Source organism: Catenulispora sp. GAS73, from assembly GCF_041262085.1.
Lineage (GTDB): Bacteria > Actinomycetota > Actinomycetes > Streptomycetales > Catenulisporaceae > Catenulispora.
The window spans coordinates 219,276-243,261 of record NZ_JBGCCM010000017.1 but is presented as its reverse complement, the minus strand read 5'-3'; the positions used below and the strand labels follow the sequence as shown (position 1 = coordinate 243,261).

Sequence of the window (23,986 nt, the reverse complement as noted above, 5' to 3'; positions counted from 1 at the left end):
GCCGCATTCGCCAGCGGCGGGCGGCGGAGAAGTGCAAGCCTAGAGGGTGGGTTGCGGCGATTTGCGAGCGCGGACGCCTGAGCATCCCTCCGACTTTCCCCAAGGAGCACGAAGACGATGACCGACCCGACCGGAGCGCACGCCGGCAACGACGTGGACGCGATCTTCGACGACCTGCCGTCGAACATCGACACCGACGTGTTCAGCGTCGCGCGGCTGTACGACTTCCTGCTCGGCGGCAAGCACAACTTCGCCCCCGACCGGGACTTCGGGCGGCAACTGCTGGCCATCGAGCCCAACGGCCGCATGATCCTGCAGCAGAACCGCTACTTCCTGGCCCGGGCGATCCGGGTGATGCTGGACGACGGCGTCCGGCAGTTCCTGGACCTGGGCAGCGGGATCCCGACCCAGAACTACGTGCACGAACTCGCGCACGCCGTGGACCCGGCCGCCAAGATCGTCTACATCGACAACGACCCGCCGGCCGTGAGCCACAGCAACTACATCCTGCGCGGCGACGACAACGCCGGCGCGGTGCTGGCCGACATGATCGACGCCGAGCGGGTGCTGGGCGACCCCACCGTCAAGTCGCTGATCGACTTCGACAAGCCGGTGGGGCTCACGGCGCTGGCCGCCTGGCACTTCGTGGACGACGGTGACGACCCGGCCGGCGTGCTGGGCGCCTATCGCCGGATGTTGGCGCCGGGCAGCTACCTCGCGCTGACCCACGCCACCATCGACGGCGCCACCGGCGACCTGGTCCGCAACGTCCAGAGCCAGTACCAGGCCGTGATGAAGAACCCTTCGCCGCGCACCCGCGAGGAGATCGCAGCGTTCTTCGAAGGCTTCCGAATCCTGGAGCCCGGCATCGTGAACCTGCCGGCCTGGCGTCCGGACAAGCCGGAGGACGCCGTCGGCGCGGAGAACGTCTGGTTCTACGGGGCGCTGGGCAAGCTGACCGCCGCCTGATCCGAACAAGGCGCCTGACCTGGTGCCTGACCCGGCGCCTGACCCGGTACCTGACCTGGCGCCCGACCCGGTGCCTGGTTCCGGTCCGGAGCGATCAGCTCCTCCAGGTCGATGTAGAACCGGCCCGACGCACAGGGGCCGCCGAGCAGGATCCGCCTGGCGGCCTCCGTCACCAGCGCGCCTCCGAGCGCCACCCCGGAGGCGAGCTGCGGCCAGCTGCTCAGCGTGCGGCCGATCTTCGGGATGCTCGCGGCCAGCGCCGGGGAGATCCGGTCGCCGTCCACCATGGCCAGGATCAGGTCCACGCGCTCGGCGAAGGTCAGGTCCAGGCAGTCCTCGGGGGTCAGCGCGCCGAGCAGGCCGTGCAGCAGCGGGCGGTGCGGTTCGCGGTCGAAGCGCTCGACGTCCAGCAGGCCGCGGTCGTTGGCGTCCATCACCACCGGCACGCCCAGATCCCGGGCGGCCTCGCGGGCGGCGAGCTTGACCCACGGCGTGTCGCACTCCTCGACGAGCAGGTCGATCGGGCCGTGGCCGCCGAGGAAGAACTCCTTGACGGTCTCCTCCGTCAGGCCACCGGGGAAGATCTCAATGTCCAGATACGGGTCGATCTCGAACATCTGCCGGGCCGCCAGCACGGCCTTGTTCACGCCGATCTGGTGCAGGCCGGCGCGCAGCCGGTTCAGGTTCGACACGCTCAGGGTGTCGAAGTCGGCGAGTTTGAAGGCTCCCGCGACGCCCTCCTGCGCCAGGGTCAGCGCGGCGCTGTTGCCGACCGACAGGCCGATGACGCCGATCCGCTTGTCCAGCAGCCGGCGCTGCTCGGGCCGGTCGATCTTGCCCCGGTTGCGGTCGGTGCGGACCAGGCGGAACTCCTCGCGCGGCAGGACGTGCACCAGGCGGCCGGACCACGGGTACCAGGCCCAGGTGCCGTAGTCCCAGGGCTGGCCGCCTTCCAGCTGGTCCCGGCGGGCTGCGGCCATCGCCTCGTGGTCGAAGGTACGGCCGGGGTCGCGGGCCCGGATCAGTTCTTCCAGCTGGGCCTCGATGGTGTCGGCGACTTCGCGGACGGCGCCGGTGTTCAGGAGCGCGGCCAGCGCGACGCGGTCGTCGTGCTTGGCGGGCTGGAACAGCAGCGGCTTCCAGCGGTGCGGGTCGGACGGGCCGATCGCGGTGAGGCGGCGGGGCGGGGCGTGCCCGGAAACGGGCCCGCGTACCGGGACCGGGATGCTGAATGAGGGCTCTGGTTCGGCGGGCGCGCCGAGGCTGAGCAGACCGGACACCTCGTCCAGGCCGGCGTCCTCCAGCAGGTCGTAGCGGAACAGCAGGCGGTAGTCGTCGACCAGGGCGGTGTGCTCGCCGGCGCCCTCGGCGGACCGGTGCAGCAGGATGACGACGTCCTCGGTGTACTGCTCGACGTAGCGGCGGGTGCCGGGGACCGGGTGGAAGCCGAAGCGCGCGTGGAAGCGGTCCTGGCCGTCGGCGGTGCCGGAGGTGCCGATCATCGCGGCCGCGCCGAGTTCGTGCGCGGCGGCGACGGCTAGGGCGTTGAGGTGCAGGCCGAGGCCGAGCTTGCGGGCCCGGTGCTCGACCACCAGGCGGCTGTGTTCGAAGACGGACTCGGGGGCCAGGCGCTCGGCGCGCAGGAGCTCGTCGTAGCGGGCGGTGCCGAGGAATTCCCTGGACTGGTAAAGGGAGGCGGTCGCGGGTGTCAGGAGACGGACATACCCCAGCGGCGGTCCGTGCACGCCGTCGCGGCCGCGCCGGGCCGCGAAGTGCCAGGCGCCGTGGTCCTGCGGCTGGGCGTCGGGGTGGTCGCCGGAATCGTCGCCGGAATCGTCGCCGGCGTGGCTGCGGAAGGCCGGGCGGCGGCCCTGGTCGAACAGGATCCGGGCACGCAGACGCCGTATCTCCTGGAGGGCTTCGGGGGCCGCGTCCGGGTCAGCCGGGGCGCGGAAGGCGGTGAAGATCCACGGGGAGTCCATGATCGCCCACGATGGGATGGCGAACGTGGCGGAGACAAGCCCGAGATGCACCTTACGGGTGAATTCCGCGCGAAAGTCCTATGTGAGTCCGGTCCGTCCCCGTGACAATCGAGCGTGTGAACACACGCGCGGCAGTCGTCCAAGGAGTGGGCGGGTGCGTACCGCCCCGCTCCGTCGACAACAATGAACTGAGCTCAAGGCTGGACACCACCGACGAGTGGATCCGGGAGCGACTGGGCATCGCGCGGCGCCATGTCGCCGACGGGATCTCCACGGTCGACCTGGCCGTCGAGGCCGGCGCCCGGGCCCTGGAGATGGCTGGGGGCGGGTTCGGGGCGCTGGACGTGGTGCTGCTGGCGACCACGACCCCGGACCGATTATGCCCGGCGTCGGCGCCGGAGGTGGCCTCGCGGCTGGGGTACACGGGGATCGCGGCGTTCGACGTCAACGCGGTGTGCGCGGGGTTCGTGCACGCCCTGGCCACGGGGAACGCGCTGATCCGGGGACACATGGCGGACCGGGTGCTGGTGATCGGCGCGGACGTGTTCACCACCCTGGTCGATCCCGGGGACCGGCTCACCGCCTCGATCTTCGGCGACGGCGCCGGGGCCCTGGTGCTGCGGGCCGGCACGCCGGACGAGCCGGGCGCGGTGCGGGCCTTCGACCTGGGCAGCGACGGCTCGGCGGTGGCGGCGGTGGAGGTGCCCGGCGGCGGGGCGCGGGACCGGTTGGGGATGCCGCTGGCGAATCAGCGGCCGTATCTGGTGATGGACGGCCCGGTGGTCTTCGAGCGCGCGGTGCGCGAGATGACGGCCTCCTCGCGGCGGGTGCTGGACAAGGCGGGGTGGGACGTGGAGTCGGTGCGGCGGTTCGTCCCGCACCAGGCGAACATCCGGATCATCCGCGGCGTGGCGGGGAAGCTGGGGATCGACTCGGAGTGCGTGGTGGCGAACATCGAGGACGTGGGGAACACGGTCGCGGCGTCCATCCCGCTGGCGCTGGCCGACGCGCACGACACCGGCCGGCTGGCCGCCGGGGACCGGGTGCTGATGACCTCGATCGGGGCCGGGCTGGCCTGGGGGTCGGCGGTGCTGACCTGGCCGGAGCTGCACGGGAAGGCCCGGTTGTGAGCCTTCTTCACCTACCTTGCCGATACCGCGCGGGACCGGCTCAGATCCCGGACCTGAGCGCAGCCATCCGCTGCTCGAAGGGCACGACGTCGTCGAACTCGGCACGGCGCCGGCGGACGGCGGCCGGGGCGCCGGCCATCAGGTCCGCCAGCTCGCTCCCCGACCGCTCGATGCGCTCGAACAGCGCGCCCTCCCCGGCCGAGGCCCAGTCCTCGGAGGCGGCGAAGACCGCGGTCGGGACGATGAACGCGCGCAGGTAGGCGAACATCGGGCGCAGCGCGTGGTCCAGGGCCAGCGAGTGCCGGGCGGTGCCGCCGGTCGCGGCTATCAGGGTCGGCTTGCCGGTGAGCGCGTCCTTGTCCAGGACGTCGAAGAACGACTTGAACAGGCCGCTGTAGCTGGCGGTGTAGATCGGGCTGACGGCGATCAGGCCGTCGGCGCCCTCCACGGCGTCCAGCGCGGCGCGCAGCTTCGCGCCCGGGAAGCCGGCCACCATCGCGCCGGCGATGTCCAGCGCGAGGTCGCGCAGCTCCAGGACCTCGACGAGCACCTGGCGCCCGCGCTCGCCGAGCCGCGCCCGGGCCGCGTCGGCGAGCCGGTCGGCCAGGATGCGCGCGGTCGAGGGCTGGCCCAGGCCCGCGGTGACGGCGACCAGGCGCAGCACGTCGCCGGCCGGGGCCGGACGCGGCGGGCCCGGGTTGGCCAGCGCCGGAAGCAGGGCGCTGCTGCTGGTGTGGTCCGCGGGGCGGGTGGCCGGCGGGGCGGAGAAGCCGTGGCGAGCGGCGGGGGCGGCGAAGGAGGGGGCGTCGGTGAAGGCCGGATCGTCGCCGAAGCCGGGGTCGGCGTAGGCGACGCCGTTCGTGCCGTTCGCGCCGCCGACGGAGTGGCCGAGATGGTCGAGGCGGTCGAGATGATCGAGGCGGTCGCCGGGCCGGCCGGAGGTGTCGCCGAAGCTGTCGCCGAAACCGTCGGCCGAGCTGTCGCCGAAGCCGGACCCGTTGGCGTATCCGGACTCTGCGAAGCCGCCGCCGTTCGTCGTGCCCGCGCCCATGCCCGCACCCGCGCCGAAGCCCGGCATCGTCGGCCGCGGCCCGAAGCTGCCCGGCACCGCGCCGAAGTCGTGCCCGTTCACCGGCGCGCCGTCCCGGGCGTCGATCGGCAGGCCGGGCGGCAGCGCGCCCGGCGTCCCGCCGAACCACGCGCTGCCGCCCGACGGCGCGAAGTCGTCGTCGCCGAACCCGTTGTTCGCCGCTTCGTAAGCACTCACGGTGCGATGGCCTCCTTCGTGTCGAACAAAGCCGACCGCTCATCATCCCGCGTCTCGGCCGTCCCCGTGGTGCCTCCGGCGGTCCGGGCCACCAGACCCGCGTGCGTCGGGGCGTCCGGGACCTCGGCCGGCCGGCCGATCGCGAACTCCTCGCGCAGCACCGGGACCACCTTCTCGCCGAGCAGGTCGATCTGCTCCAGCACCGTCTTCAGCGGCAGGCCCGCGTGGTCCAGCAGGAACAGCTGGCGCTGGTAGTCGCCGACGTAGTCGCGGAAGGACAGCGTGCGCTCGATCACCTGCTCCGGTGTGCCCACCGTCAGCGGAGTCTCCCTCATGAACTCCTCCAGCGACGGTCCGTGGCCGTACACCGGGGCGTTGTCGAAGTACGGACGGAACTCGCGCACCGCGTCCTGCGAGTTCTCGCGCATGAACACCTGGCCGCCCAAACCGACGATCGCCTGCTGCTCTGTGCCGTGCCCGTAGTGTGCGAAGCGCCGACGGTACAGCGCGACCATGCGCTGCGTGTGTTCCTTCGGCCAGAAGATGTTGTTGTGGAAGAAACCGTCCCCATAGTACGCGGCCTGCTCGGCGATCTCGGGGGAGCGGATGGAGCCGTGCCAGACGAAGGGCGCGACGCCGTCCAGCGGCCGGGGCGTGGCGGTGAAGCCCTGCAGCGGGGTGCGGAAGCGGCCGGACCAGTCGACGACGTCCTCGTTCCACAGCTGCCGCAGCAGCGCGTAGTTCTCCAGCGCCAGGTCGATGCCGTCGCGGATGTCCTTGCCGAACCACGGGTAGACCGGGCCGGTGTTGCCGCGGCCCAGGATCAGGTCCACGCGGCCCTCGGCGAGGTGCTGGAGCATCGCGTAGTCCTCGGCGATCTTCACCGGGTCGTTGGTGGTGATCAGCGTGGTCGCGGTGCTGAGCAGCAGCTTGGAGGTGTGGCCGGCGATCCAGCCGAGCAGCGTGGTCGGCGAGGAGGGCACGAACGGCGGGTTGTGGTGCTCACCGGTGGCGAACACGTCCAGGCCGGCCTGCTCGGCGTGTTCCGCGATGGCGGCCATGGCCTTGATGCGCTCGTGCTCGGTCGGCGCGCGGCCCGTCGTGGGGTCGGGCGTCACGTCTCCGACGGTGAAGACGCCGAACTGCATCTGGCTCACGAGGGGACCCTCCTGTAGTTGAAAGTTGAACAAACCTCTCAACCGACTATGAGGAGATCGTATTCCCCGGAGTTAGGTTCCCCTATCTTTCAGCGCTGTCTGCTTGACCACATCCGCCACGGCAGGTAGCCCACGCAGAGCCCGATCGCGCAGCCGATCAGCGTGTCCAGCACGCGTTCCCGCAGCACGGCCCAGGAGATGTCGTGGCCGAGCTCGTTCAGCATCGTGATCAGCGGGGTCATCACGGCCGCGTACGCGGTGTAGTTGGCCAGCTTCAGATACGGCCGCACCGCCCCGATGACGCCGATCAGCGCCACGATGCCCCAGGTCGGCAGGACGCCGATGAGCCCGCCGCCGACCAGCACGCCGATCGTCGTGCCGAGCCCGCGCTCCAGGGCGCGCATCGGGGCCGCGGCCTCGTCGCGCAGGACGACCAGCGAGACGGTCAGCGCGATCCAGTACGTGTGTGCGCCGGGCCGGAAGTGCGAGACCACTTCGGCTGCGGCCATCGCGGTGCCCAGGCGAACCGTGTACTGCCAGCCGTGCCACGTCCGCAGTCCCGTCCGCCACTTCTCCACGTTGCGCTTGAACGGCCACTCCGGTCCCGGCGGCCCCTCCAGTTCCGTGCGCCGAAGGGGTGACATGAGGCGGCCGAGCGCGTGGGTGCCGAGGGTGAGTGCCGCGGCGGCCGCCATGCCCAGCACGACATACAGCAGGATGTGCCCGGGCGACTCAGGGCCCGTACCCAGATGCGCGCCGATGACGGTGAACACGGTCGCGTTCGCCGCGATCCGTGCTTCGAGCGTCCCGATGCCGCCGACCAGCGCCGCGCCGACGGCCACCGCCACGATCCAGACGCTGGCCAGTGCTCCGTGCGGGCCGACCAGCGCGCCGAGCCAGACCACCAGCGCGCCGACCGCCGCCGTGGCGCCGAGGTCGACGCCGCGCGCCCGCCAGCCGCCCTCGTGGCCGGCCGCGCTGACCAGCAGCGCGCCCATGACCGCGGTCAGGCCGTCGGCGAGGTGGCCGGTCGCCGCGCCGACGGCCACCGGCAGCGCCAGCGCGATGCCGGACAGGACCAGCCGCGTGGCGTCCACCTCGATGCGCTGGAAGCGGACGAGGCGCGCGGCGTGGTCCTTGACGGCGGTCGGGTCCTTCACCTGAGCCATTGGACGGGTTCGTTTCCCCGGACGCAAACAGGCACTAGACTCGGCGGCCGTTCCGGGAAAGATCCGATGAATCTCGATGAAGATGAAGCTCGATGAATGAGGGGGTCCAGGTGCGGGTCGCCATCCACACCCGGCTGAAGCCCGAGGGCGTCGCAGGGTACGAACAAGCCCACGACGACATCCCGCCGGAGATCCCGGAGCTGCTCCGGGCCGGCGGCTGCACCTCGTGGACGATCTGGCGCAACGGCGTGGACCTGTTCCACCTCGTCGAGTGCGAGGACTGGGAGGCGCTGCAGACCTTCATGGCGGACAAGGACGCGGATCACGCGTGGCAGGCGCGCGTCGGGGTATTCCGGGATTTCTCGCTGGCCGGCGGGGATGAACCGCTGCAGGTGATATTCGAGTTGCCGGAACCACCCGAACCCTCGGAGGACTGACTCAGCATGCGGATCGTCGACGCGCACCACCACCTGTGGGATCTGACCGTCCGGGACCAGGCGTGGACCGCGGACCTGCCCGCGCTGCGCCGCAGCTTCCTGCTGTCCGACCTGGAGCCGCTGGCCGCGGCCACCGGCGTGTCGGCGACGGTCCTGGTGCAGACCATCCACGCGGTCGACGAGACGCCGGAGATGCTGGCGCTCGCCGAGACGTCGGATCTCGTCGCCGGGGTGGTGGGCTGGACCGACGTCACCGTGCCGAACTTCGGTGAGCGGCTCAGCGAGCTGCTGTCCGGGACCGGCGGCCGGCGGCTCGTGGGCATCCGGCACCAGGTGCAGGAGCTGCCGGACGGCGGGTGGCTGACCGAGGTCGACACACTCAGGGGTCTGCGGCAGCTGGCGTCGGCCGGGCTGGCCTTCGACCTCATCGTGCGCGCGGACCAGCTCCCGGACTGCGTCGCGGTCGCGCAGGCCGTGCCGGACCTGCGGTTCGTCCTGGACCACCTGGGCAAGCCGCGGATCGCCTCGGGCGAGCGGGAGCCGTGGGCCTCCGACATCAGGGCCCTGGCAGAGCTGCCGAACGTGACGTGCAAGCTGTCGGGCATGGTCACCGAGGCCGACGTGGAGCGCTGGACGATCGCGGACCTGCGGCCCTACTCGGATCTGGTGCTGGAGGCGTTCGGACCGGACCGCGTGATGTTCGGCAGCGACTGGCCGGTGAGCACGCTGGGCGCCGGTTACCCACAGGTTGTGGAAACGACGATGCAGCTGACTTCGGAGCTGTCGGAGGCGGAGCGCGAGGCGGTCTTCGGCGGTACCGCGACCAGGGTCTACGGGCTGGGGTAGCCGGTCGGGACGGTCCCGCACCGGTAGCCTGACCGCGTGACCGAACGCTGGGAGACGATCGAAGCGCTCAACGCCGCGCGCACCGCGATGGAGGAACGCCTCGGCTGGGAGCAGCCGGTGGCGTGGGGGCTGCTGACGCCGGACGGTGCCGTGGTGCGCGCGAACGTGCGCGGCGGCTACCTGCCGGCTGTGGCGGTGGCCACCGTGGTGGGGTACCGGAACGGGAGCAGGTCGTATCCGCTGACGGCCGCGGCGATCGCGGAGGCGATCGCCATGGCCGAACCGGGCGAGGCGTGCACCGACATCCCGCACCCGAACATCGCGGCACTGCGGTTGCTCAGCGGCGGGGATGCTGTCGTGGCCTACGTCGCCGAGGCGGACTTCGTCGCGGATGGTGAGGACGTCGGGGACCGGTACGTCGCCGCGCTGCTCGCCGAGATCCGACGCGGACGCCAGGAGAACGCCGACGGCACGACGACGTTGTGGCGGCCGACCGGTCCCAACGAACTGGAGAAGGTGCGTGCCGGCGGTTTCCAAGCGTGGCCGCCGCGGCTTCCCGACCAGCCGATCTTCTACCCCGTACTGAACGCGCAGTACGCCGCGACCATCGCGCGGGGTTGGAACGTCGCGGCCTCCGGTTCCGGCTATGTCACCCGCTTCCACGTCGCGACGCCGACCGCGCGGCGATACGCGACGCAGACCGCCGGCGGCCCGGACCACCTCGAACTATGGGTTCCCGCCGAGGAGCTCGACGCGTTCAACGCCGCGATCGTCGGAAAGATCGAGGTCGTCGAGGAGTTCTCGGTGTAGCTACTTCGCCGACCGCCGCTGCCGCGCCGCTTCGTACAGAACCACCGTGGCGGCGTTGGCCGCGTTCAGCGAACTCGCCGTTCCGCGCATGGGGATGCTCAGCACACGGTCGCACGCCTCGCGCCATCCGGTGGTCATCCCGACCGTCTCGTTGCCGACCACGATCAGCGTCGGTGCGCAGAAGTCGTAGTCCTCGATGTCCGTGTCCCCGTTCTCGTCGGTGCCGACGACGGTGACGCCGGTTCCGCTCAGCCAGTCCAGCACGTCGCGATGCGACTCCGCGCGCACCGTCGGCACGCCGAACAGCGATCCGGTGCTGGCGCGCACGGTGCGCGGGTCGTAGACGTCGGCGGCGTGGCCGGTGACGATGACGCCGCCGGCGCCGAAGGCGTCCGCGGAGCGGATCAGGGTGCCGAGGTTCCCAGGGTTGGTGGGGCGGTCGAAGACGACGCCGAGGAAGTCCGCGGTGATCGGGACGCGGGTCAGGTCGTCCGGGGGCATGGCCACCACGGCCAGCAGTTCCGGCGCCGCCTCCTGGTCCTTCTCGCCGAGTTCGGCCAGCATGTCGGCGGGGAGCGCGATCAGCTCGGCGTCGGCGGTGGCGCCGGCGGCGATGAACTCCTCGGCCCAGCGGGACAGCCGGCGGTCGTCGTCGACCAGCAGTTCCTCGATGCGCCAGCCCTGGTCGGCGGCCAGCGTGAGGGGGCGGACGCCCTGCACGAGGAAGCGGCCCGCGCGCTGGCGCTTCTGGCGGTTGGTGAGCAGGGTTTGCCATTGCTGGAACCTGGCGTTGCGGGAAGCCACCCGTTGGTGTGCGCGCATCCCGCTAGGCTACCGGCGTGTCCAAGTCCGAAGATCCCTCGACGTCCGCGACACCATCCCCGACATCTCCACCCTCTGCGACCGCTCCGACCTTCGACGAGGCTGAGCGCGTGCTGTGGGCCGACTCCGGCGCCGGCTACGAAGCCGTCTACGCCTCCCTGTGCGCGAACACGATTCCCGCTCTGCTCGACGGCGCCGCGGTCGCCTCCGGCAGCGCCGTGCTGGACGTCGGCACCGGGACCGGCACCGTCGCCCGGGCCGCCGTCGCCCGCGGCGCGGCGGTGACCGCCGTCGACGCCGAGCCCTCGATGCTCGACCTGGCGCGCGGGAAGGCGCCGGAGGCGGAGTTCCTGCTGGCGGTGGTGCCGGACCTGCCGTTCGAGCCGGCGACGTTCGACGCCGTGGTCGGCAACTTCGTGCTCGACCACTTCGGGCGGCCGAAGGTCGCGATGCGGGCGCTGCGGAACATCGCCAAGCCCGGCGGGCGTGTGGCGTTCACGTTGTGGCCCGCGGAGCGCTCGGCCGGGCGCAGCGTCTTCTTCCGGGCCGGAGCGGAGACCGAGGGCTGGATCCCGCGGCAGATGCCGCCGCTGGTCCTCGCCGACGACTACCCGCGGACCGAGGAAGGGCTCGCCGGGCTGTTCCGCGAGGCGGGTCTGGAGGACGTCACCACCAGCGTCCTGGACTGGGAGCAGCTGACGACGGCGGAGGAGTGGTGGATCTCGGTGGGGTCCGGCGTCGGGCCGTCCGGTCGCACCTACCAGGCGCAGACCCCTGAGGTCCGCACCGCGTTCCGCGAGAGCTACCTGAGGATCGCAGCCGAGATGACCGACGCGGACGGCGTCATGCGGCTGCCGTACCGGGCGTTGCTCGCGGTCGGGACCGTGGCCGAGGACAAGTGAGCACAGGAAACACGGCGCACCCTGAGCGCACGGAGCCGGGCCGCTGTTTCGGGGCGGCTCGACTCCGTGCTCATGGACAGGTCATGGACAGATCGAGCCGGCTCAGCGCTTCTCGTTGAGCGCCCGCACCGCCTCGCCGAGGTCGGCGTTCTGGTCCGGCGCGGATTCCAGCACCCGCCGCGCGGCCGTCATCACCGGCAGGTCCAGCAGTTCCCCGGCCAGCCGCAGGTCCTTCGCGGCCATCTCGGCGGAGAAGTCGACGCCGGTGGCGAAGGCCCGGGCCACCAGCCCGCCCAGCGGACTGGCCTCCAGCACCGCGCGCGGGTCGGGCACCCCCAGCCGCTCGGCCAGCGCCAGCGCCTCGCCGACCACCGTCACCCCGGCGACGATCCCGCTGATCAGCACCAGCTTGCGGGCCGCGCCGGTCCCGGGCCCGCCGCATTCGGTGACGGTGCCGAACACCTTCAGCAGCTCGGCCGCCCGGGCCAGGTCCTCCGGCGTGCCGCCGGCCAGCACCGCCAGCGTGCCGGCCTCGGCGCGGTCCACGCTGCCCATCACCGGGGCGTCGACCATGCCGACCGAGTCCGGGATCAGTTCTCTGACCAGGCCGGTGCTCTCCGGTCCGGCCGTGGACATCTCGACCAGCACCGCGTCCGGCCGCAGCGAACCGGCGAAGGACGCGACCACCGTGGCCACGGCCTCCGGATCGGCCAGCATCGTCACCACGAACTCCGCGCCGGCCACCGCCTCGGCCGGGGTGGCGGCGGCGCTCGCTCCGAGCGCGACCGCCGGCTCGGCCCGAGCGGCGGTCCGGTTCCACACCGCCACGTCGTATCCGGCGCGGACCAGCCGCGCCGCCATCGGGGCGCCCATGGCCCCGAGCCCCAGGAAGGCAACCCTTGTCGTCATGGGTCCCAGCCTAGGCAGGGCCGGGGGATCGTGCCTGGTCGTGCGATGCCCAGTGTCGGGGGCACCCGGCAGCGCGGAGCCGTGGTCCGGACCCGCGCGGACCCGCACTGACCCGCGCTGCCCGATGTCAGACGGCGCCCGGCAGCGCGGATCCGTAGTACGGACCGCCGACGCCCGCCATGCCGGGCATGCCGCCTTGCGGGGCACCCGCGCTCTGCGGCGGGTTCCGGTTCAACGCGTCGAAGGCCTGGTGGATGTTCTTGATCATCCCGTGTACTTCCTCGCGGGCCTTCTCCAGCGCACCCTCGACCTGCACGCCGAAGGCGACGCCGAACGCCTTGAGGAACTCCAGCTGCTGCTCCAGCGACTTCAGGCTGGAGGACAGCTGTTCGCTGCGCCGCTGGAACGCCGACTCCGCAGCGAGCAGTCCCTGCCGGTGTCCCTCGTTCACCGTGACCGCGTACTGGTTGCGGGCGTACTCCGTGACGTTGCGGACGTACTCCTCGGCGGCCCGGATCTGCTCCTCGGCCTGGCGCTGCGCCATCGCGATCGCGTTCACCGCGGCGGCGGTGACCCGCTGCTCCGGGGCGAAGGCCGAGGGGGCCGAGGGCGCCGCCGCGGCCCCGCCGTTGGCCGGGTCGTTGCCGGCGTAGGAGGTGCGCAGCTGGTTGGTCAGCTCGTCGTTGCGCTGCCGCAGCTCGGACTCGATCTGCGCGGCGGCCTGCAGCTCGGCGAGCACACGCCGCTTGAAGCGGAGCACGCCCTCCTCGTCGTAGCCGCGGTGCGCCAGGCCGGCCCGGGCGAACTCCCAGGCGTCGATCTGCTCGGCGCTGAGCCGTTCCGGACGCCGGGCTCCGGTGTCGCCGGGTGTGCCGTCGTACTCGCTGAAGCTCACGGCTGACTCTCCTCCAGGTGGATGGCCCCCGGGATCACTCCCGCTTCCTTCAAGCGGGCCGCGGCGTGTTCGCACATGCCGGGCGAACCGACGATGAAGACCTCGTGGCCCGGCCAGTTGCCGTAGGCCGCCGCGGCATCCGCGACCAGGCCGTGCCGGCCCTCCCAGGCGTGGTCGTCGGAGACCACCGGGGTCACGGTGAGCCAGGCGTGGCGCGCGGCGAGCTGTTCCAGGCGGGGCAGGTCGTACAGGTCGCTGGCGATGCGGGCGCCGTAGAAGAGGGTGACGCGGCGCCCGTGGTCGGGGGTGCGGGCCAGGTCCTCGATGATCGCGCGCAGCGGAGCGACCCCGGTGCTGCCGGCGATCATCAGCAGGTCGGTGCCCGGGGCGGTGGAGGCCAGGGTGAGCTGGTGGCCCACCGGCGGGCCCAGGCGCAGCCGGTCGCCGACGCCCATGACGTTGACCAGCTGCCAGGACACCGTGCCGATCAGCTTGATGTGCAGTTCGATCAGGCCGTCCTGGCGCGGCGGGTTGGCCGGGGTGTAGAAGCGCCAGCGTGCCGGGGCCACCGCCGTCTCCAGCGTCATGGACTGCCCGGCGACGTAGGGGTACGGCAGGCGGGTGGCGATGGTGACTCGCGCGATGTCGCGCCGGCCGCCGAGGATCTCGTGCGCCACGACCTCGGCCTCCCACCACGGCGGGGAGCTCTGCGCGGCCTCCGCGGCGGCGTCGGTCATCACCTTCGCGACGATGCCGTAGGCCTCGGTCCAGGACTCGGCGACGGCGGGCGTCCAGTCCGGGCCCAGGAACTGCTCCAGGGTGGCCAGCAGGCTTGCCCCGACGGCCGGGTAGTGGCCGGGCTCCACCGCGAACTTGCGGTGGTCCCGGCCCAGGCCCTGCAGGAACGGCACGGCCGCGTCGAGGTTGTCAACGTTGGCCACGACGGCTCCGAGGGCGGCGACCAGTCGGTCGCGCTGTGCCGCCATCGACGGCGGGAACATCGATCGCACCTCGGGATGGCTGAGGAACAGGTGGCCGTAGAAGAACAAGGGCACCTGCTCCCCGTGCTGGGCGACCTTCGCCCAGGAGGTGCGCAGGAGGTGCGGATCCATCACGACTACACGGCAACCACGAAGGGCTGCACGGTGGCCAGCGCCCCGGCTATGGTCTCGACGATGTCGGCCGGGACGTCGAACTCCTTCAGCGTGTCCATCAGCACCTGGCCGGTCAGTGAGTAGTCGGACTCTGAGACACCCAGGTCGGCGTGCGCCTCGGTGAGGTACTCGGCCAGGTCGAGGTCGGTGCGCGCGCCGGGGCCGCCGAGCACGACCTTGAGGACCTCCGCCAGGTGCGGCTTGATGTCGTCCACCACGACGTTCTCGAAGAAGCCGGCGAGCTGCGGCTCCTCCAGCACGCCCTCGTAGAAGCGGTCCAGGACGGCCTTGACGGCCGCCTCCCCGCCGACACGCTCCCACTGGGACTGGATCTGGCTCTCGCCCATGCTTCTGATCCTTCCGATGCCTGCAAAGTCAGGGGATGGTGCTGCTCGGAAAACTCGCGAAGCATAGCAGGCATTTATCAAAGGACTCGAACATTCGTATTTGATCAGTCTGTGACCTTGCAGGCTGTGGAATGGACAGCCGGTGAGCGTATGAGCGCCCTGCGACGACCGGCCTCCGGCGCTGCATACGGGCCTCATGCGAGCCGCGTACGCGTCGCAAGCAGCTGAGACGCCGACGGCCGGGTCCGCCGCGAGGCGTGACCCGGCCGTCACAGGCCGAGAAGTGAATCTTTATCCGTTCTTTGACATCTCCGTCGACATTCTCACCAACCGGTCCAGCCGGGCCTGCGTCGTCGGGTGCGTCGACAGCAGGTGGTGCGCCGTGGTCTTGGCGGAGGTGACCGGGGCGAAGTAGAAGGCGTTCAGGGCGGCGGCCTTGCGCAGGTCGGTCTGCGGGATGCCGCCGCCTCCGCGCACCTTCGCCTCGACCTTCGTCAGCGCCGAGGCCAGGGCCGAGGGATTGCCGGTGAGCTGCGCGGCGGAGCGGTCGGCGGCGAACTCGCGGTAGCGGGACAGCGAGCGCGTCAGGACCAGCGAGACGAACCAGGTGGCGGCGGCCAGGGCGATCAGGCCGATGGCCGCGACGATGATGTGCCACAGGCCGCGGGCCCGGCCGCCGATGTAGATGAAGCGCAGGCCGACGCGGGCGACCAGGCCGGCCAGGACGCCGACGAACGCGGCGACGGTCATCACCGCGGCGTCGCCGTGCTGGACGTGCGACAGCTCGTGGGCGATGACGCCTTCGAGCTCCGGCGGGTCCAGCGCGTCCAACAGCCCGCGGGTCACGCACAGCGTCGAGTCGCCCTTGGAACGGCCGACCGCGCAGGCGTTCGGGACCCGGGACTCGGCGACCGCGATGGCCGGCTTCTTCATGCCGGCCAGCGCGCAGAGGCGGTCGACCAGAGCGTGCAGCTCCGGCTCCTCCTCGGCGGTCACGACGCGGGCGCCCATGGTGCGCAGCGCGAGCTTGCCGGAGGTGAGCACCTGGAACGTGGCGAAGGCGACGACCACGGCGAGTCCGAGCGGCCAGGCGCGGCCCAGGAACCGGATCATCAGGAAGATGGCCGCGCCATAGACGGCTGCCAGCAGGACCATCACCGACAGCATCCGCGCGCTGAGGTTGCGGTCGGACCGGAACCTGGCGGCGGTACGACGATCGGAGAGCGAAGAGGACACAGCGTCACCTCGACACGTATTACGTCTTTTAACTGGGAACGCGTGACCAGTGTCGCGCGTTCCCGACGCGCTGTCGAGAAACGCTTACAGCCTTACAACGAATCTCAGAGCGAATCACCGGGGCGAACCTCAAGGCGAACCTCAGGACGGGGCGAGGGTAGCGGAGGGGATTTCCACTAGAGCGCCCTCATGCAGGAGGTCTCTTATAGGGCGCGGCAACAGGTACGCCATACCGCCTCCAGGCTGTCCGAACCACGGGATCGCGGTACCGGTGAGAGCGCGCAGAGGATCGCGCACTCGATAGACCCGGTACGGCCGCTCTATGTAGTCCGGAGGCAGAGACCGGTGCTGGTACCTGGTGCGGGCCGCGTAGACGGTGTTGCCCATCTGGTCGCCGAAGCGGTCCACCTCGGTGCCCGGGGTCAGGATCGTGAGGCGCTGGTCGGTGTAGAGGGAGGTCGGCGGATCGCCGGCCAGCGGGGTGATCGGAGGGCCGGCGAGCATTTCGGCCAGGGGGTCGCTGGTGCGGCCGGGGAGGGCCGACGGTCCGGCGTGCTTGGGGAGGGCTCCGCGTTCCGCGGCGGCGAGGAGCAGGACGCCGGCGAAGTGGACGGCGGCCTGGACGGGGTCGTCGAAGACGCCCGCGTAGCGGCGCTGGCCGCCGTCGGCGAGGAAGACGGCCCAGCGGCCGTCGTCGGGGACGAGGCAGACGGTGCCGTCGGTCACCGTGCCGAAGGAGTAGAGGTCGGAGTCCGCGTCGAGCGAATCGACGGCGTAGCCGAGGATGCGCTCGGCTTCCTCGACGGTGCCGATCTCCGGAGGGCGTGCCGCACGGCGCTGGACGGTGCCGACCGCGACCATGATCGTCGACATCACGTCGATGGTGTCGTCGGTGGTGTCGATATACGGCTGCTGCGTATAGGACTGCTGCGTATAGGGCTGCTGGGTGTAGGGCTGCGCTATATAAGGCTGTGCAATATAGGGCTGAGACTGCCCTGTGTAGGGCGCCGGGATCGAACCCGGCCCCGATTCACCGCGATCACGCGGGGTGGACAGCCGCGGTGCCGGTTCCTGCTGCCAGTTCTCGGTCATCAGCTGCGGTCCGTCCCCCTGGTGGCAATGACTCCCTTCCCGCGAGTCTACAAGTCGGGTCTTTGGACGACCGGTCACCTTTGGGCGGGAATGGCGCCCGTGGTCTCCAGGATCAGCCGGCTGACGAGGTCCGGGTCGTCGTTCATCGGTACGTGGCCGCAGCCCGGCAGGTCCTCGAACCGGGCCTTCGGCAGCACCCGCTTGGCCTGTGCGAACTGCCGGCGCAGCAGGATCCGGTCCTTCGTGCCCCAGGCCACCGTGGTCGGGACGTCGCTCTCACCGGTGTAGCGGTAGCCCCTGGACGCCATGGCGAGTGGCCGGAACGAGCGGCCCTCGCGCAGCGCGATGGTGTCCTCCAGAGCCAACGTCGGATCCAGCCGGCGCGGCTTGCCGAAGATCATGCCGAAGGCGAGGACCCGGGCCGTTTCGTGGTCGGCGACATAACGCAGTACCGGCTTCGGGGCGAAGGCCGCGGCGCGCGTCACGCTCAGATTCCCCAACGCCCACGCGGGTTCCCAGCGCGTGTGCCAGAACCCGGCCGGGGAGAGCGCGGTGACCGAGGCGGCCTGCTCGCCGCGGGCCAGCTCCAGCGCCAGTGCGCCGCCGAGCGAGTTGCCGGCGACGTGCGGCCGCTCGATGCCGAAGCTGGGGAAGGACTCGGCGATGCGCTCCATCGTCAGCCCGATCGTGGGGCGCTGGCCCGGGGCCAGCTTGAGCGGCGCGGACTTGCCGAAGCCGGGGATGTCGATCGCGATCACGTCGTGGTGCTCGGCGAGCCGGTCCAGGACCGGCTCCCAGGCCTGCCAGCGGTGGCCGATGCCGTGAATCAGGACCAGCGGCTCGCCTGAGCCTCGGCGCGCGTAGGAGAGTTCCATGTTACTGGACGGTAGCTCCTGGTCGGGCGCTGCGAAAGGCGGCACAGCGGTCTTAGATCCAGCTCGGCCACCACATGCGGTCCAGCCACTGGTTGTAGGTGATCGTCTGCGCCGAGAGGATCGGATAGAAGTAGATGAACATCACCAGGATGTAGACGGTGATCGCCCCGGCCACGACCGCGCCCCAGACCCTTCGGTACTGGAGCGCGTCGGCGCGGCCGACGATCACGCCCAGGAGGTACGCCGCCGCGAAGCACATGAAGGGCACGAAGGCGACCGCGTAGAAGGTGAAGATCGTGCGGTGCTGGTAGTTCAGCCAGAAACCCCAGGCCGCGAGCATCCCGCCGAGAATCGCTCCGGCGCGCCAGTCGCGGCGGAAGAGCCAGCGCCAGCAGCACCAGATCAGAGCGATCGTCGCGAACCACCACAGCGGCGGGGTGCCCAGGGCCAGGACCTGCTGGTGCTGGTTGGCTGCCAGGGGCGGACAGCCGGTGGCGCCCGGGTTGCAGTAGTAGTAGTCGGTGGGGCGGCCCATGATCAGCCAGCTCCACGGGTTCGACATGTACGCGTGCGGCGAGTCCAGATGGGTGTGGAAGATCACCGTCTCCCAGTGATACTGCCACCAGCTGCGCAGTGCCGAGAGCACCGGGAAGTGGATCGCGTTGTTCTGCGCCGCCCACTGCCGGTAGTTGCCGTCCTTGGTGACGAACCAGCCGGTCCACGTGGCGGTGTAGGTGGCCAGCGACAGCAGGCCCATCGAGATGCCCTGCCACGTGTCCCGGCGGAAGAACCCGATCCAGTGCCGGCGGATGCCGACGGCGCGCAGGGCCGCGTGGTCCCACAGCAGCGACATCACCAGGAAGACGAAGATCATCGCGATCCCGCTCCACTTGGTTCCCATGTCCAGGCCCAGACAGATCGCCCCGGCGATGCGCCAGGGACGCCAGCCCAGCTTGGGGGCCTGGATGTCGTCCGGCAGCGGTGTCGACGGATAACTCTCGCGCCAGTCGACGAGTCTGGAGCGCATCTTGTCGCGGTCGACGAGCAGACAGCCGAAGGCGGCCAGCGTCCAGAACATGACGAAGATGTCGAGCAGTGCGGTGCGGCTCATCACGAATTCCAGGCCGTCCGCTGCCAGGAGCAGACCGGCCAGGCAGCCGATGAGCGTGGAGCGGAACATGCGCCGGGCGATGCGCGCGGTCATCAGGATCGCCAGTGTGCCGCAGACCGCCGGGATGAAGCGCCACCCGAACGGGGTGAAGCCGAACAGCCACTCGCCGGCGCCGATCATCCACTTGCCGACCGGCGGGTGCACGGCGTTGCCCTGGTGGTTGGCGATCAGCGTCCGCCAGATGTGCGGGTTGGCGATGATGGCCGCGTCGTCCTTGGCCATGCCGACCGGGGGGTCGTCGTGCCAGCCGATCTCGTGCCCGAAGTGGATGGTGGCCCAGGCGTCCTTGGCGTAGTAGGTCTCGTCGAAGATGACCCACTTGGGCAGCCCCAGGTGCCAGAACCGCATGAAGCCGCCGACGAGCATGATCAGGATCGGGAAGCCCCACGTGATCCACCGCGGCTCCTGCGCGAAGGAGGGGACCAGGCGCTCGCGCAGCGTCAGCTCGCCCTGCTCGTCGTCGCGCGGGCGCAGGTTCGGGCGCCACCAGACGCGCCCGCGCTCGCGGTGCGAACCGCTGCGGCCGCGACGGCGGCCGCCGTAGTCCTCCTCGCTGTCGTCATCCGGCAGCGAGGAACGGGTCGGGGCGAGGCTCGTCACCCGGTCATCGTAGGGAGTCGTCCGGCCGTTCGGACAGGGGATCACCGTTTTTGGGCGAGGATGGTCACGTGACTGGAACAGAACCGGCCCCCGGCCTCCTCGTCCTCGCCGGCACCCCGATCGGCCGGGATGAGGATGCGCCGCCGAGGCTGGCCGAGGAGCTGGCGTCGGCGGACGTCATCGCCACCGAGGACACCCGCCGGCTCAAGCGCCTGCTCCGCGTGCTGGACATCACGCCGAAGGGCCGCCTGGTCTCCTACTTCGAGGCGAACGAGACCGCCCGCACCCCCGACCTGGTCCGCGACCTGCTCGCCGGCGCCCGCGTGGTGGTGGTGACGGACGCCGGCATGCCCTCGGTCTCCGACCCCGGCTACCGCCTGGTCGCCGCCGCGGTCGAGGCCGGAGTCCGGGTGACGGCGGTCCCGGGGCCCTCCGCGGTCCTGACCGCCCTGGCCGTCTCGGGCCTGCCGGTGGACCGCTTCTGCTTCGAGGGCTTCCTCCCGCGCAAAGGCGGCGGCCGCACCTCCCGCCTGGCGGAACTTTCAGCCGAACCGCGCACGATGGTCTTCTTCGAGGCGCCGCACCGCCTCGCCGCCTCCCTCGCGGACATGGCGGCGGCCTTCGGCGACGAACGCCCGGCGGCAGTCTGCCGCGAACTGACGAAGACCTACGAGGAGATCAAGCGCGGCCCCCTCGCCGAGTTGGCGAAGTGGGCCGACGAAGGCGAGATCCGCGGCGAGATCACCGTGGTGGTCGGCGGCGCGACCCCCGGCGCGGGCCGCGAGCTGAGCACGGCGGAGCTCGCCGAGCTGGTGTTCGCGAAGGAGGAAGACGGCGGGCTGCGGCGGAAGGAGGCGATCGCGGAGGTCGCCGCCGAGGTCGGGCTGCCGAAGCGGGAGGTCTTCGACGCGGTGGTGGCGGCGAAGGAGTCGGCTGAGGAAGCTGACGGTGCATAATTTGTCACCGAAGCGACGCGGAAGGTTACATGCGAGTATGCGTGCCATGTCAAGCTCCGATGCGAGAGCTCATCTGACCGAGACGTTCGAGCGGGTAGTGGCTGATCGCGAGCCGGTGATCGTCACCCGCTCCGGACGCGGGCCCGTCGTGATCTTGGCGCTTGACGAGTATGAAGCCATGCTCGCCGAACTCGCCTCGGCGCCTTACGGCACGGAGGGCTGACTACTCGGCCGGCCCACCCCTCCACGTCCAGTATCTGGACCCCATCGCAACCGCACCAGGTGAGCCCGCCGCGGCAGATACCCTAGGCCTCATGCCGTCCACCCAGCGCACCATCCTCACCGCCGTGGCGTGGCCCTACGCCAACGGGCCCCGCCACATCGGCCACGTCTCCGGCTTCGGCGTCCCCTCGGACGTCTTCAGCCGCTACCAGCGGATGGCGGGCAACCGGGTGCTGATGGTCAGCGGGACCGACGAGCACGGGACGCCGATCCTGGTCCAGGCCGACAAGGAGGGTGTCACCGCCCGCGAGCTGGCCGACCGGTACAACCGCGTCATCGCCGAGGATCTGCGGTCGCTCGGCCTGGCCTACGACCTGTTCACCCGCACCACCACGCGCAACCACTACGCGGTCGTGCAGGAGATCTTCAAGGGCCTGTACGACAACGGCTACATCTTCCCCAAGACCACGCTCGGCGCCATCAGCCCCTCGACCGGCCGGACGTTGCCCGACCGCTACATCGAGGGCACCTGCTACATCTGCGGCTACGACGGCGCGCGCGGCGACCAGTGCGACAACTGCGGCAACCAGCTGGACCCGGAGAAGCTGATCAACCCGCGCTCGCGGATCAACGGCGAGACGCCGAAGTTCATCGAGACCGAGCAGTTCTTCCTGGACCTGCCCGCCTTCGCGAGCGTCCTCGGGTCCTGGCTGCAGGAGCAGAAGACCTGGCGTCCCAACGTCCTGAAGTTCTCCCTGAACCTGCTGGACGACCTGCAGCCCCGCGCCATCTCCCGCGACCTGGACTGGGGCGTCCCGGTCCCGCTGGAGGGCTGGGTCGACCGCCCCGACAAGAAGTTGTACGTCTGGTTCGACGCGGTCGTCGGCTACCTGAGCGCCAGCGTCGAGTGGGCCCGGCGCAGCGGCGACCCGGACGCCTGGCGCGCCTTCTGGCAGGTCGGCCCGGACGGCGAGGCGCCCGCCGCCTACTACTTCATGGGCAAGGACAACATCGTCTTCCACTCCGAGATCTGGCCGGCGATGCTGCTCGGCTACGACGGCAGGGGCGACAAGAACGGCGAGCCGGGCAGCCTCGGCGCGCTCGCCCTGCCGCACGAAGTGGTGAGCTCGGAGTTCCTGACCATGGAGGGCCGCAAGTTCTCCTCCAGCCGCGCCGTGGTCATCTACGTCCGCGACTTCCTGTCCCGCTACGACGCCGACGCGCTGCGCTACTACATCACCGCGGCCGGCCCGGAGACCCAGGACACGGACTTCACCTGGAGCGAGTTCCTGCGCCGCAACAACGACGAGCTGGTGGCCGGCTGGGGCAACCTGGTCAACCGGGCCGTGTCGATGGCGGCCAAGAACCTCGGCGAGATCCCGGCCGCCAAGGACCTCACGCCCGAGGACGAGGCGCTGCTGGCGGCCTCGCGCGGGGCCTTCGCGGCGGTCGGCGACCTGCTGGACCGCTGCCGCTTCAAGGCCGCGCTGGCCGAGGCGATGCGGGTGGTGGCCGAGGCCAACAAGTACGTCTCGGACCACGAGCCGTGGAAGCTGGCCAAGACCGACCCCGAGCGCATGGCCACCGTCCTGCACGTCACCCTGCAGGTCGTCGACGACGCCAAGACCCTGCTGACGCCGTTCCTGCCGTTCTCCTCCGAGAAGGTCTTCCACCTGCTCGGCGGCGAGGGCACCTGGTCGGCGATGCCGGAGCTGCGCGAGGTCGAGGACCTGGACGGCGGACCGGGGTACCCGGTGCTCACCGGCGACTACGACCAGGCGCTGGCCCGCTGGGAGTCCACGCCGATCGAGGTCGGGCGCAAGCTGGAGCCGCCGACGCCGATCTTCAAGAAGCTGGACCCGTCGATCGTCGACGAGGAGCTGGCGCGGCTCGGCGGCGAGGCGGCTTAGGGCCCGACGGCGGGGCGGCTTAGGGCCCGACGGCGAGGCGCCGCAGGGACCGGCCGCGTGACAGAGTAGGCGCGTGACAGAGCACGGCGAGGCAGGTCAGCCCGAAGCGAACAGCGCCGCGACAGAACCCGGCGAGACGAAGCGCAAGCGCAAGCGGAAGTCCCGGGAGCGGGACGAGACCCCGCCCCCGGCGCCGGAGCCCCTGCCGGCCCCGGTCGGCGACAGCCACACGCACCTGGACATGCAGGAGCCGGCGGCCGCGGACATCATCGCGGCCGCCGACGCCGTGAACGTCCGCACCCTGGTCCAGGTCGGCGCCGACGTCCCCTCGTCGCAGACCGCCGTCGAGCTGGCCGCCGCCTTCGAGCGTGTGCACGCCGCCGTCGCCCTGCACCCGAACGAGGCCCCGCGCCTCGTCCTCGGCGACCCCGACGGCTGGTCCGGCCAGGACCGCGCGCCCGGCGGCGCGGCGGCCCTGGAGGCCGCCCTGGCCGAGATCGACAAGCTGGCCGCCGACGAGCACGTGCTCGGCATCGGCGAGACCGGCCTGGACTACTTCCGCACCGGTCCCGAAGGCGTCCAGGCGCAGCAGGACTCCTTCCGGGCCCACATCGCGATCGCGAAGCGCCATGGCAAAGCCCTGGTGATCCACGACCGCGATGCGCACGAGGACGTCCTGCGCATCCTTGTTGAAGAGGGTTCCCCCGAAACAGTGGTCTTCCACTGCTATTCGGGTGACGCCGAGATGGCCCGCGTCTGCGGCGAGCGGGGCTACTACATGTCCTTCGCGGGGAACCTCACCTACAAGGCGAACCAGGCATTGCAGGAGGCATTCCAGGTGGCGCCGCTCGACCGGATCCTGGTCGAGACCGATGCGCCGTTCCTCACACCGCTTCCTTATAGAGGACGGCCGAACGCGCCCTACCTGGTTCCTTACACAGTCCGTGCGATGGCCGCATTGCGAGGCATGGACAGTGACACCGCTTTGGCTGAACTCTGTCAGGCCCTCGACAGCAACCTGCGGGATGCCTTCAAGGTCCCGGCATAGCGCCGGGGCATAGGTAGTCATATCAGTCGACCGACAGTCGACTTGGACTGAAAGGGATGTCGCAGGACATCGACCGGACG

Annotated in this window: 23 protein-coding genes; 10 read left to right on the top strand and 13 right to left on the bottom strand. The window is 70.9% G+C overall.

What is annotated here, in order from left to right:
• Positions 1–117: 117 nt before the first annotated feature.
• Positions 118–969: an SAM-dependent methyltransferase gene (locus ABH935_RS25910; RefSeq protein ID WP_370380517.1), complete on the top strand. Its 852-nt coding sequence runs from the start codon at positions 118–120 to the stop codon at positions 967–969.
• Here ABH935_RS25910 and ABH935_RS25905 read toward each other — a convergent pair.
• Positions 936–2,951 carry a ThiF family adenylyltransferase gene (locus tag ABH935_RS25905; RefSeq protein WP_370380516.1) on the bottom strand — a complete coding sequence of 672 codons (2,016 nt, stop codon included), beginning with the start codon at positions 2,949–2,951 and terminating at the stop codon, positions 936–938. The genes ABH935_RS25910 and ABH935_RS25905 overlap by 34 nt on opposite strands.
• A gap of 116 nt (positions 2,952–3,067) precedes the next feature.
• Between ABH935_RS25905 and ABH935_RS25900 the strand changes: the two genes are divergently transcribed.
• Complete coding sequence (locus tag ABH935_RS25900; protein ID WP_370380515.1) at positions 3,068–4,081, top strand: beta-ketoacyl-ACP synthase III; 1,014 nt, start codon at positions 3,068–3,070, stop codon at positions 4,079–4,081.
• A gap of 40 nt (positions 4,082–4,121) precedes the next feature.
• On the opposite strand, the gene ABH935_RS25895 is transcribed toward ABH935_RS25900, so the two are convergent.
• From ABH935_RS25895 to ABH935_RS25885, 3 genes are all read right to left on the bottom strand, one after another.
• Positions 4,122–4,745, bottom strand: coding sequence for an FMN reductase (locus ABH935_RS25895; protein ID WP_370380534.1), 624 nt, complete (start codon positions 4,743–4,745; stop codon positions 4,122–4,124).
• 599 nt (positions 4,746–5,344) lie between these two features.
• Positions 5,345–6,496 carry an LLM class flavin-dependent oxidoreductase gene (locus tag ABH935_RS25890; protein WP_370380533.1) on the bottom strand — a complete coding sequence of 384 codons (1,152 nt, stop codon included), beginning with the start codon at positions 6,494–6,496 and terminating at the stop codon, positions 5,345–5,347.
• Between the two features lie 98 nt (positions 6,497–6,594).
• Entirely contained in the window at positions 6,595–7,665 is a 1,071-nt protein-coding gene (locus ABH935_RS25885; RefSeq protein ID WP_370380514.1) for an FUSC family protein, read from the bottom strand.
• A 101-nt stretch (positions 7,666–7,766) separates the two neighbouring features.
• Here ABH935_RS25885 and ABH935_RS25880 point away from each other — a divergent pair, with 101 nt between their 5' ends.
• The 3 genes from ABH935_RS25880 to ABH935_RS25870 all read left to right on the top strand — a co-directional run bounded on the left by ABH935_RS25880 (position 7,767) and on the right by ABH935_RS25870 (position 9,767).
• Entirely contained in the window at positions 7,767–8,111 is a 345-nt protein-coding gene (locus ABH935_RS25880; RefSeq protein ID WP_370380513.1) for an L-rhamnose mutarotase, read from the top strand.
• A gap of 6 nt (positions 8,112–8,117) precedes the next feature.
• Entirely contained in the window at positions 8,118–8,957 is an 840-nt protein-coding gene (locus ABH935_RS25875) for an amidohydrolase (protein WP_370380512.1), read from the top strand.
• 438 nt (positions 8,958–9,395) lie between these two features.
• Entirely contained in the window at positions 9,396–9,767 is a 372-nt protein-coding gene (locus tag ABH935_RS25870) for an ADP-ribosylation/crystallin J1 (RefSeq protein ID WP_370380532.1), read from the top strand.
• Here ABH935_RS25870 and ABH935_RS25865 read toward each other — a convergent pair whose 3' ends face one another.
• Positions 9,768–10,589 carry a TrmH family RNA methyltransferase gene (locus ABH935_RS25865; protein WP_370380511.1) on the bottom strand — a complete coding sequence of 274 codons (822 nt, stop codon included), beginning with the start codon at positions 10,587–10,589 and terminating at the stop codon, positions 9,768–9,770.
• A gap of 17 nt (positions 10,590–10,606) precedes the next feature.
• Between ABH935_RS25865 and ABH935_RS25860 the strand changes: the two genes are divergently transcribed.
• Positions 10,607–11,491, top strand: a complete 885-nt coding sequence (locus tag ABH935_RS25860; protein ID WP_370380510.1) for a class I SAM-dependent methyltransferase — start codon at positions 10,607–10,609, stop codon at positions 11,489–11,491.
• A gap of 102 nt (positions 11,492–11,593) precedes the next feature.
• On the opposite strand, the gene ABH935_RS25855 is transcribed toward ABH935_RS25860, so the two are convergent.
• The 8 genes from ABH935_RS25855 to ABH935_RS25820 form a co-directional block, all read right to left on the bottom strand.
• On the bottom strand, positions 11,594–12,400 hold the full coding sequence (locus tag ABH935_RS25855) for an NAD(P)-dependent oxidoreductase (protein WP_370380509.1): 807 nt from the start codon (positions 12,398–12,400) through the stop codon (positions 11,594–11,596).
• 127 nt (positions 12,401–12,527) lie between these two features.
• Positions 12,528–13,295 carry a hypothetical protein gene (locus tag ABH935_RS25850; RefSeq protein ID WP_370380508.1) on the bottom strand — a complete coding sequence of 256 codons (768 nt, stop codon included), beginning with the start codon at positions 13,293–13,295 and terminating at the stop codon, positions 12,528–12,530.
• On the bottom strand, positions 13,292–14,407 hold the full coding sequence (locus ABH935_RS25845) for a globin domain-containing protein (RefSeq protein WP_370380531.1): 1,116 nt from the start codon (positions 14,405–14,407) through the stop codon (positions 13,292–13,294). Before ABH935_RS25845 ends, ABH935_RS25850 begins: the two co-directional genes overlap by 4 nt.
• Before the next feature lie 5 nt (positions 14,408–14,412).
• Positions 14,413–14,796, bottom strand: coding sequence for a group 1 truncated hemoglobin (locus ABH935_RS25840; protein WP_370380507.1), 384 nt, complete (start codon positions 14,794–14,796; stop codon positions 14,413–14,415).
• Positions 14,797–15,087: 291 nt separating this feature from the next.
• Positions 15,088–16,032 carry a M48 family metalloprotease gene (locus ABH935_RS25835; protein WP_370380506.1) on the bottom strand — a complete coding sequence of 315 codons (945 nt, stop codon included), beginning with the start codon at positions 16,030–16,032 and terminating at the stop codon, positions 15,088–15,090.
• Between the two features lie 141 nt (positions 16,033–16,173).
• Positions 16,174–17,124 carry a TNT domain-containing protein gene (locus tag ABH935_RS25830; RefSeq protein ID WP_370380505.1) on the bottom strand — a complete coding sequence of 317 codons (951 nt, stop codon included), beginning with the start codon at positions 17,122–17,124 and terminating at the stop codon, positions 16,174–16,176.
• A 74-nt stretch (positions 17,125–17,198) separates the two neighbouring features.
• A complete protein-coding gene (locus ABH935_RS25825) occupies positions 17,199–17,999 on the bottom strand; it encodes an alpha/beta fold hydrolase (protein ID WP_370380504.1) in 801 nt (266 codons plus the stop codon).
• Positions 18,000–18,051: 52 nt separating this feature from the next.
• A complete protein-coding gene (locus ABH935_RS25820; RefSeq protein ID WP_370380503.1) occupies positions 18,052–19,770 on the bottom strand; it encodes a dolichyl-phosphate-mannose--protein mannosyltransferase in 1,719 nt (572 codons plus the stop codon).
• 68 nt (positions 19,771–19,838) lie between these two features.
• On the opposite strand from ABH935_RS25820, the gene rsmI reads away from it, so the two are divergent.
• The 4 genes from rsmI (at position 19,839) to ABH935_RS25800 (ending at position 23,906) form a co-directional block, all read left to right on the top strand.
• The gene (gene rsmI, locus ABH935_RS25815) at positions 19,839–20,726 is read left to right on the top strand and encodes a 16S rRNA (cytidine(1402)-2'-O)-methyltransferase (RefSeq protein WP_370380502.1); all 888 of its coding nucleotides are present in this window, start codon (positions 19,839–19,841) and stop codon (positions 20,724–20,726) included.
• Positions 20,727–20,772: 46 nt separating this feature from the next.
• Positions 20,773–20,949 carry a type II toxin-antitoxin system Phd/YefM family antitoxin gene (locus ABH935_RS25810; RefSeq protein WP_370380501.1) on the top strand — a complete coding sequence of 59 codons (177 nt, stop codon included), beginning with the start codon at positions 20,773–20,775 and terminating at the stop codon, positions 20,947–20,949.
• A 91-nt stretch (positions 20,950–21,040) separates the two neighbouring features.
• Positions 21,041–22,858 (top strand): methionine--tRNA ligase, encoded by a 1,818-nt coding sequence (gene metG / locus ABH935_RS25805; RefSeq protein ID WP_370380500.1) that lies wholly within the window; start codon positions 21,041–21,043, stop codon positions 22,856–22,858.
• 202 nt (positions 22,859–23,060) lie between these two features.
• Positions 23,061–23,906, top strand: coding sequence for a TatD family hydrolase (locus ABH935_RS25800; RefSeq protein ID WP_370380530.1), 846 nt, complete (start codon positions 23,061–23,063; stop codon positions 23,904–23,906).
• Positions 23,907–23,986 lie beyond the last annotated feature (80 nt).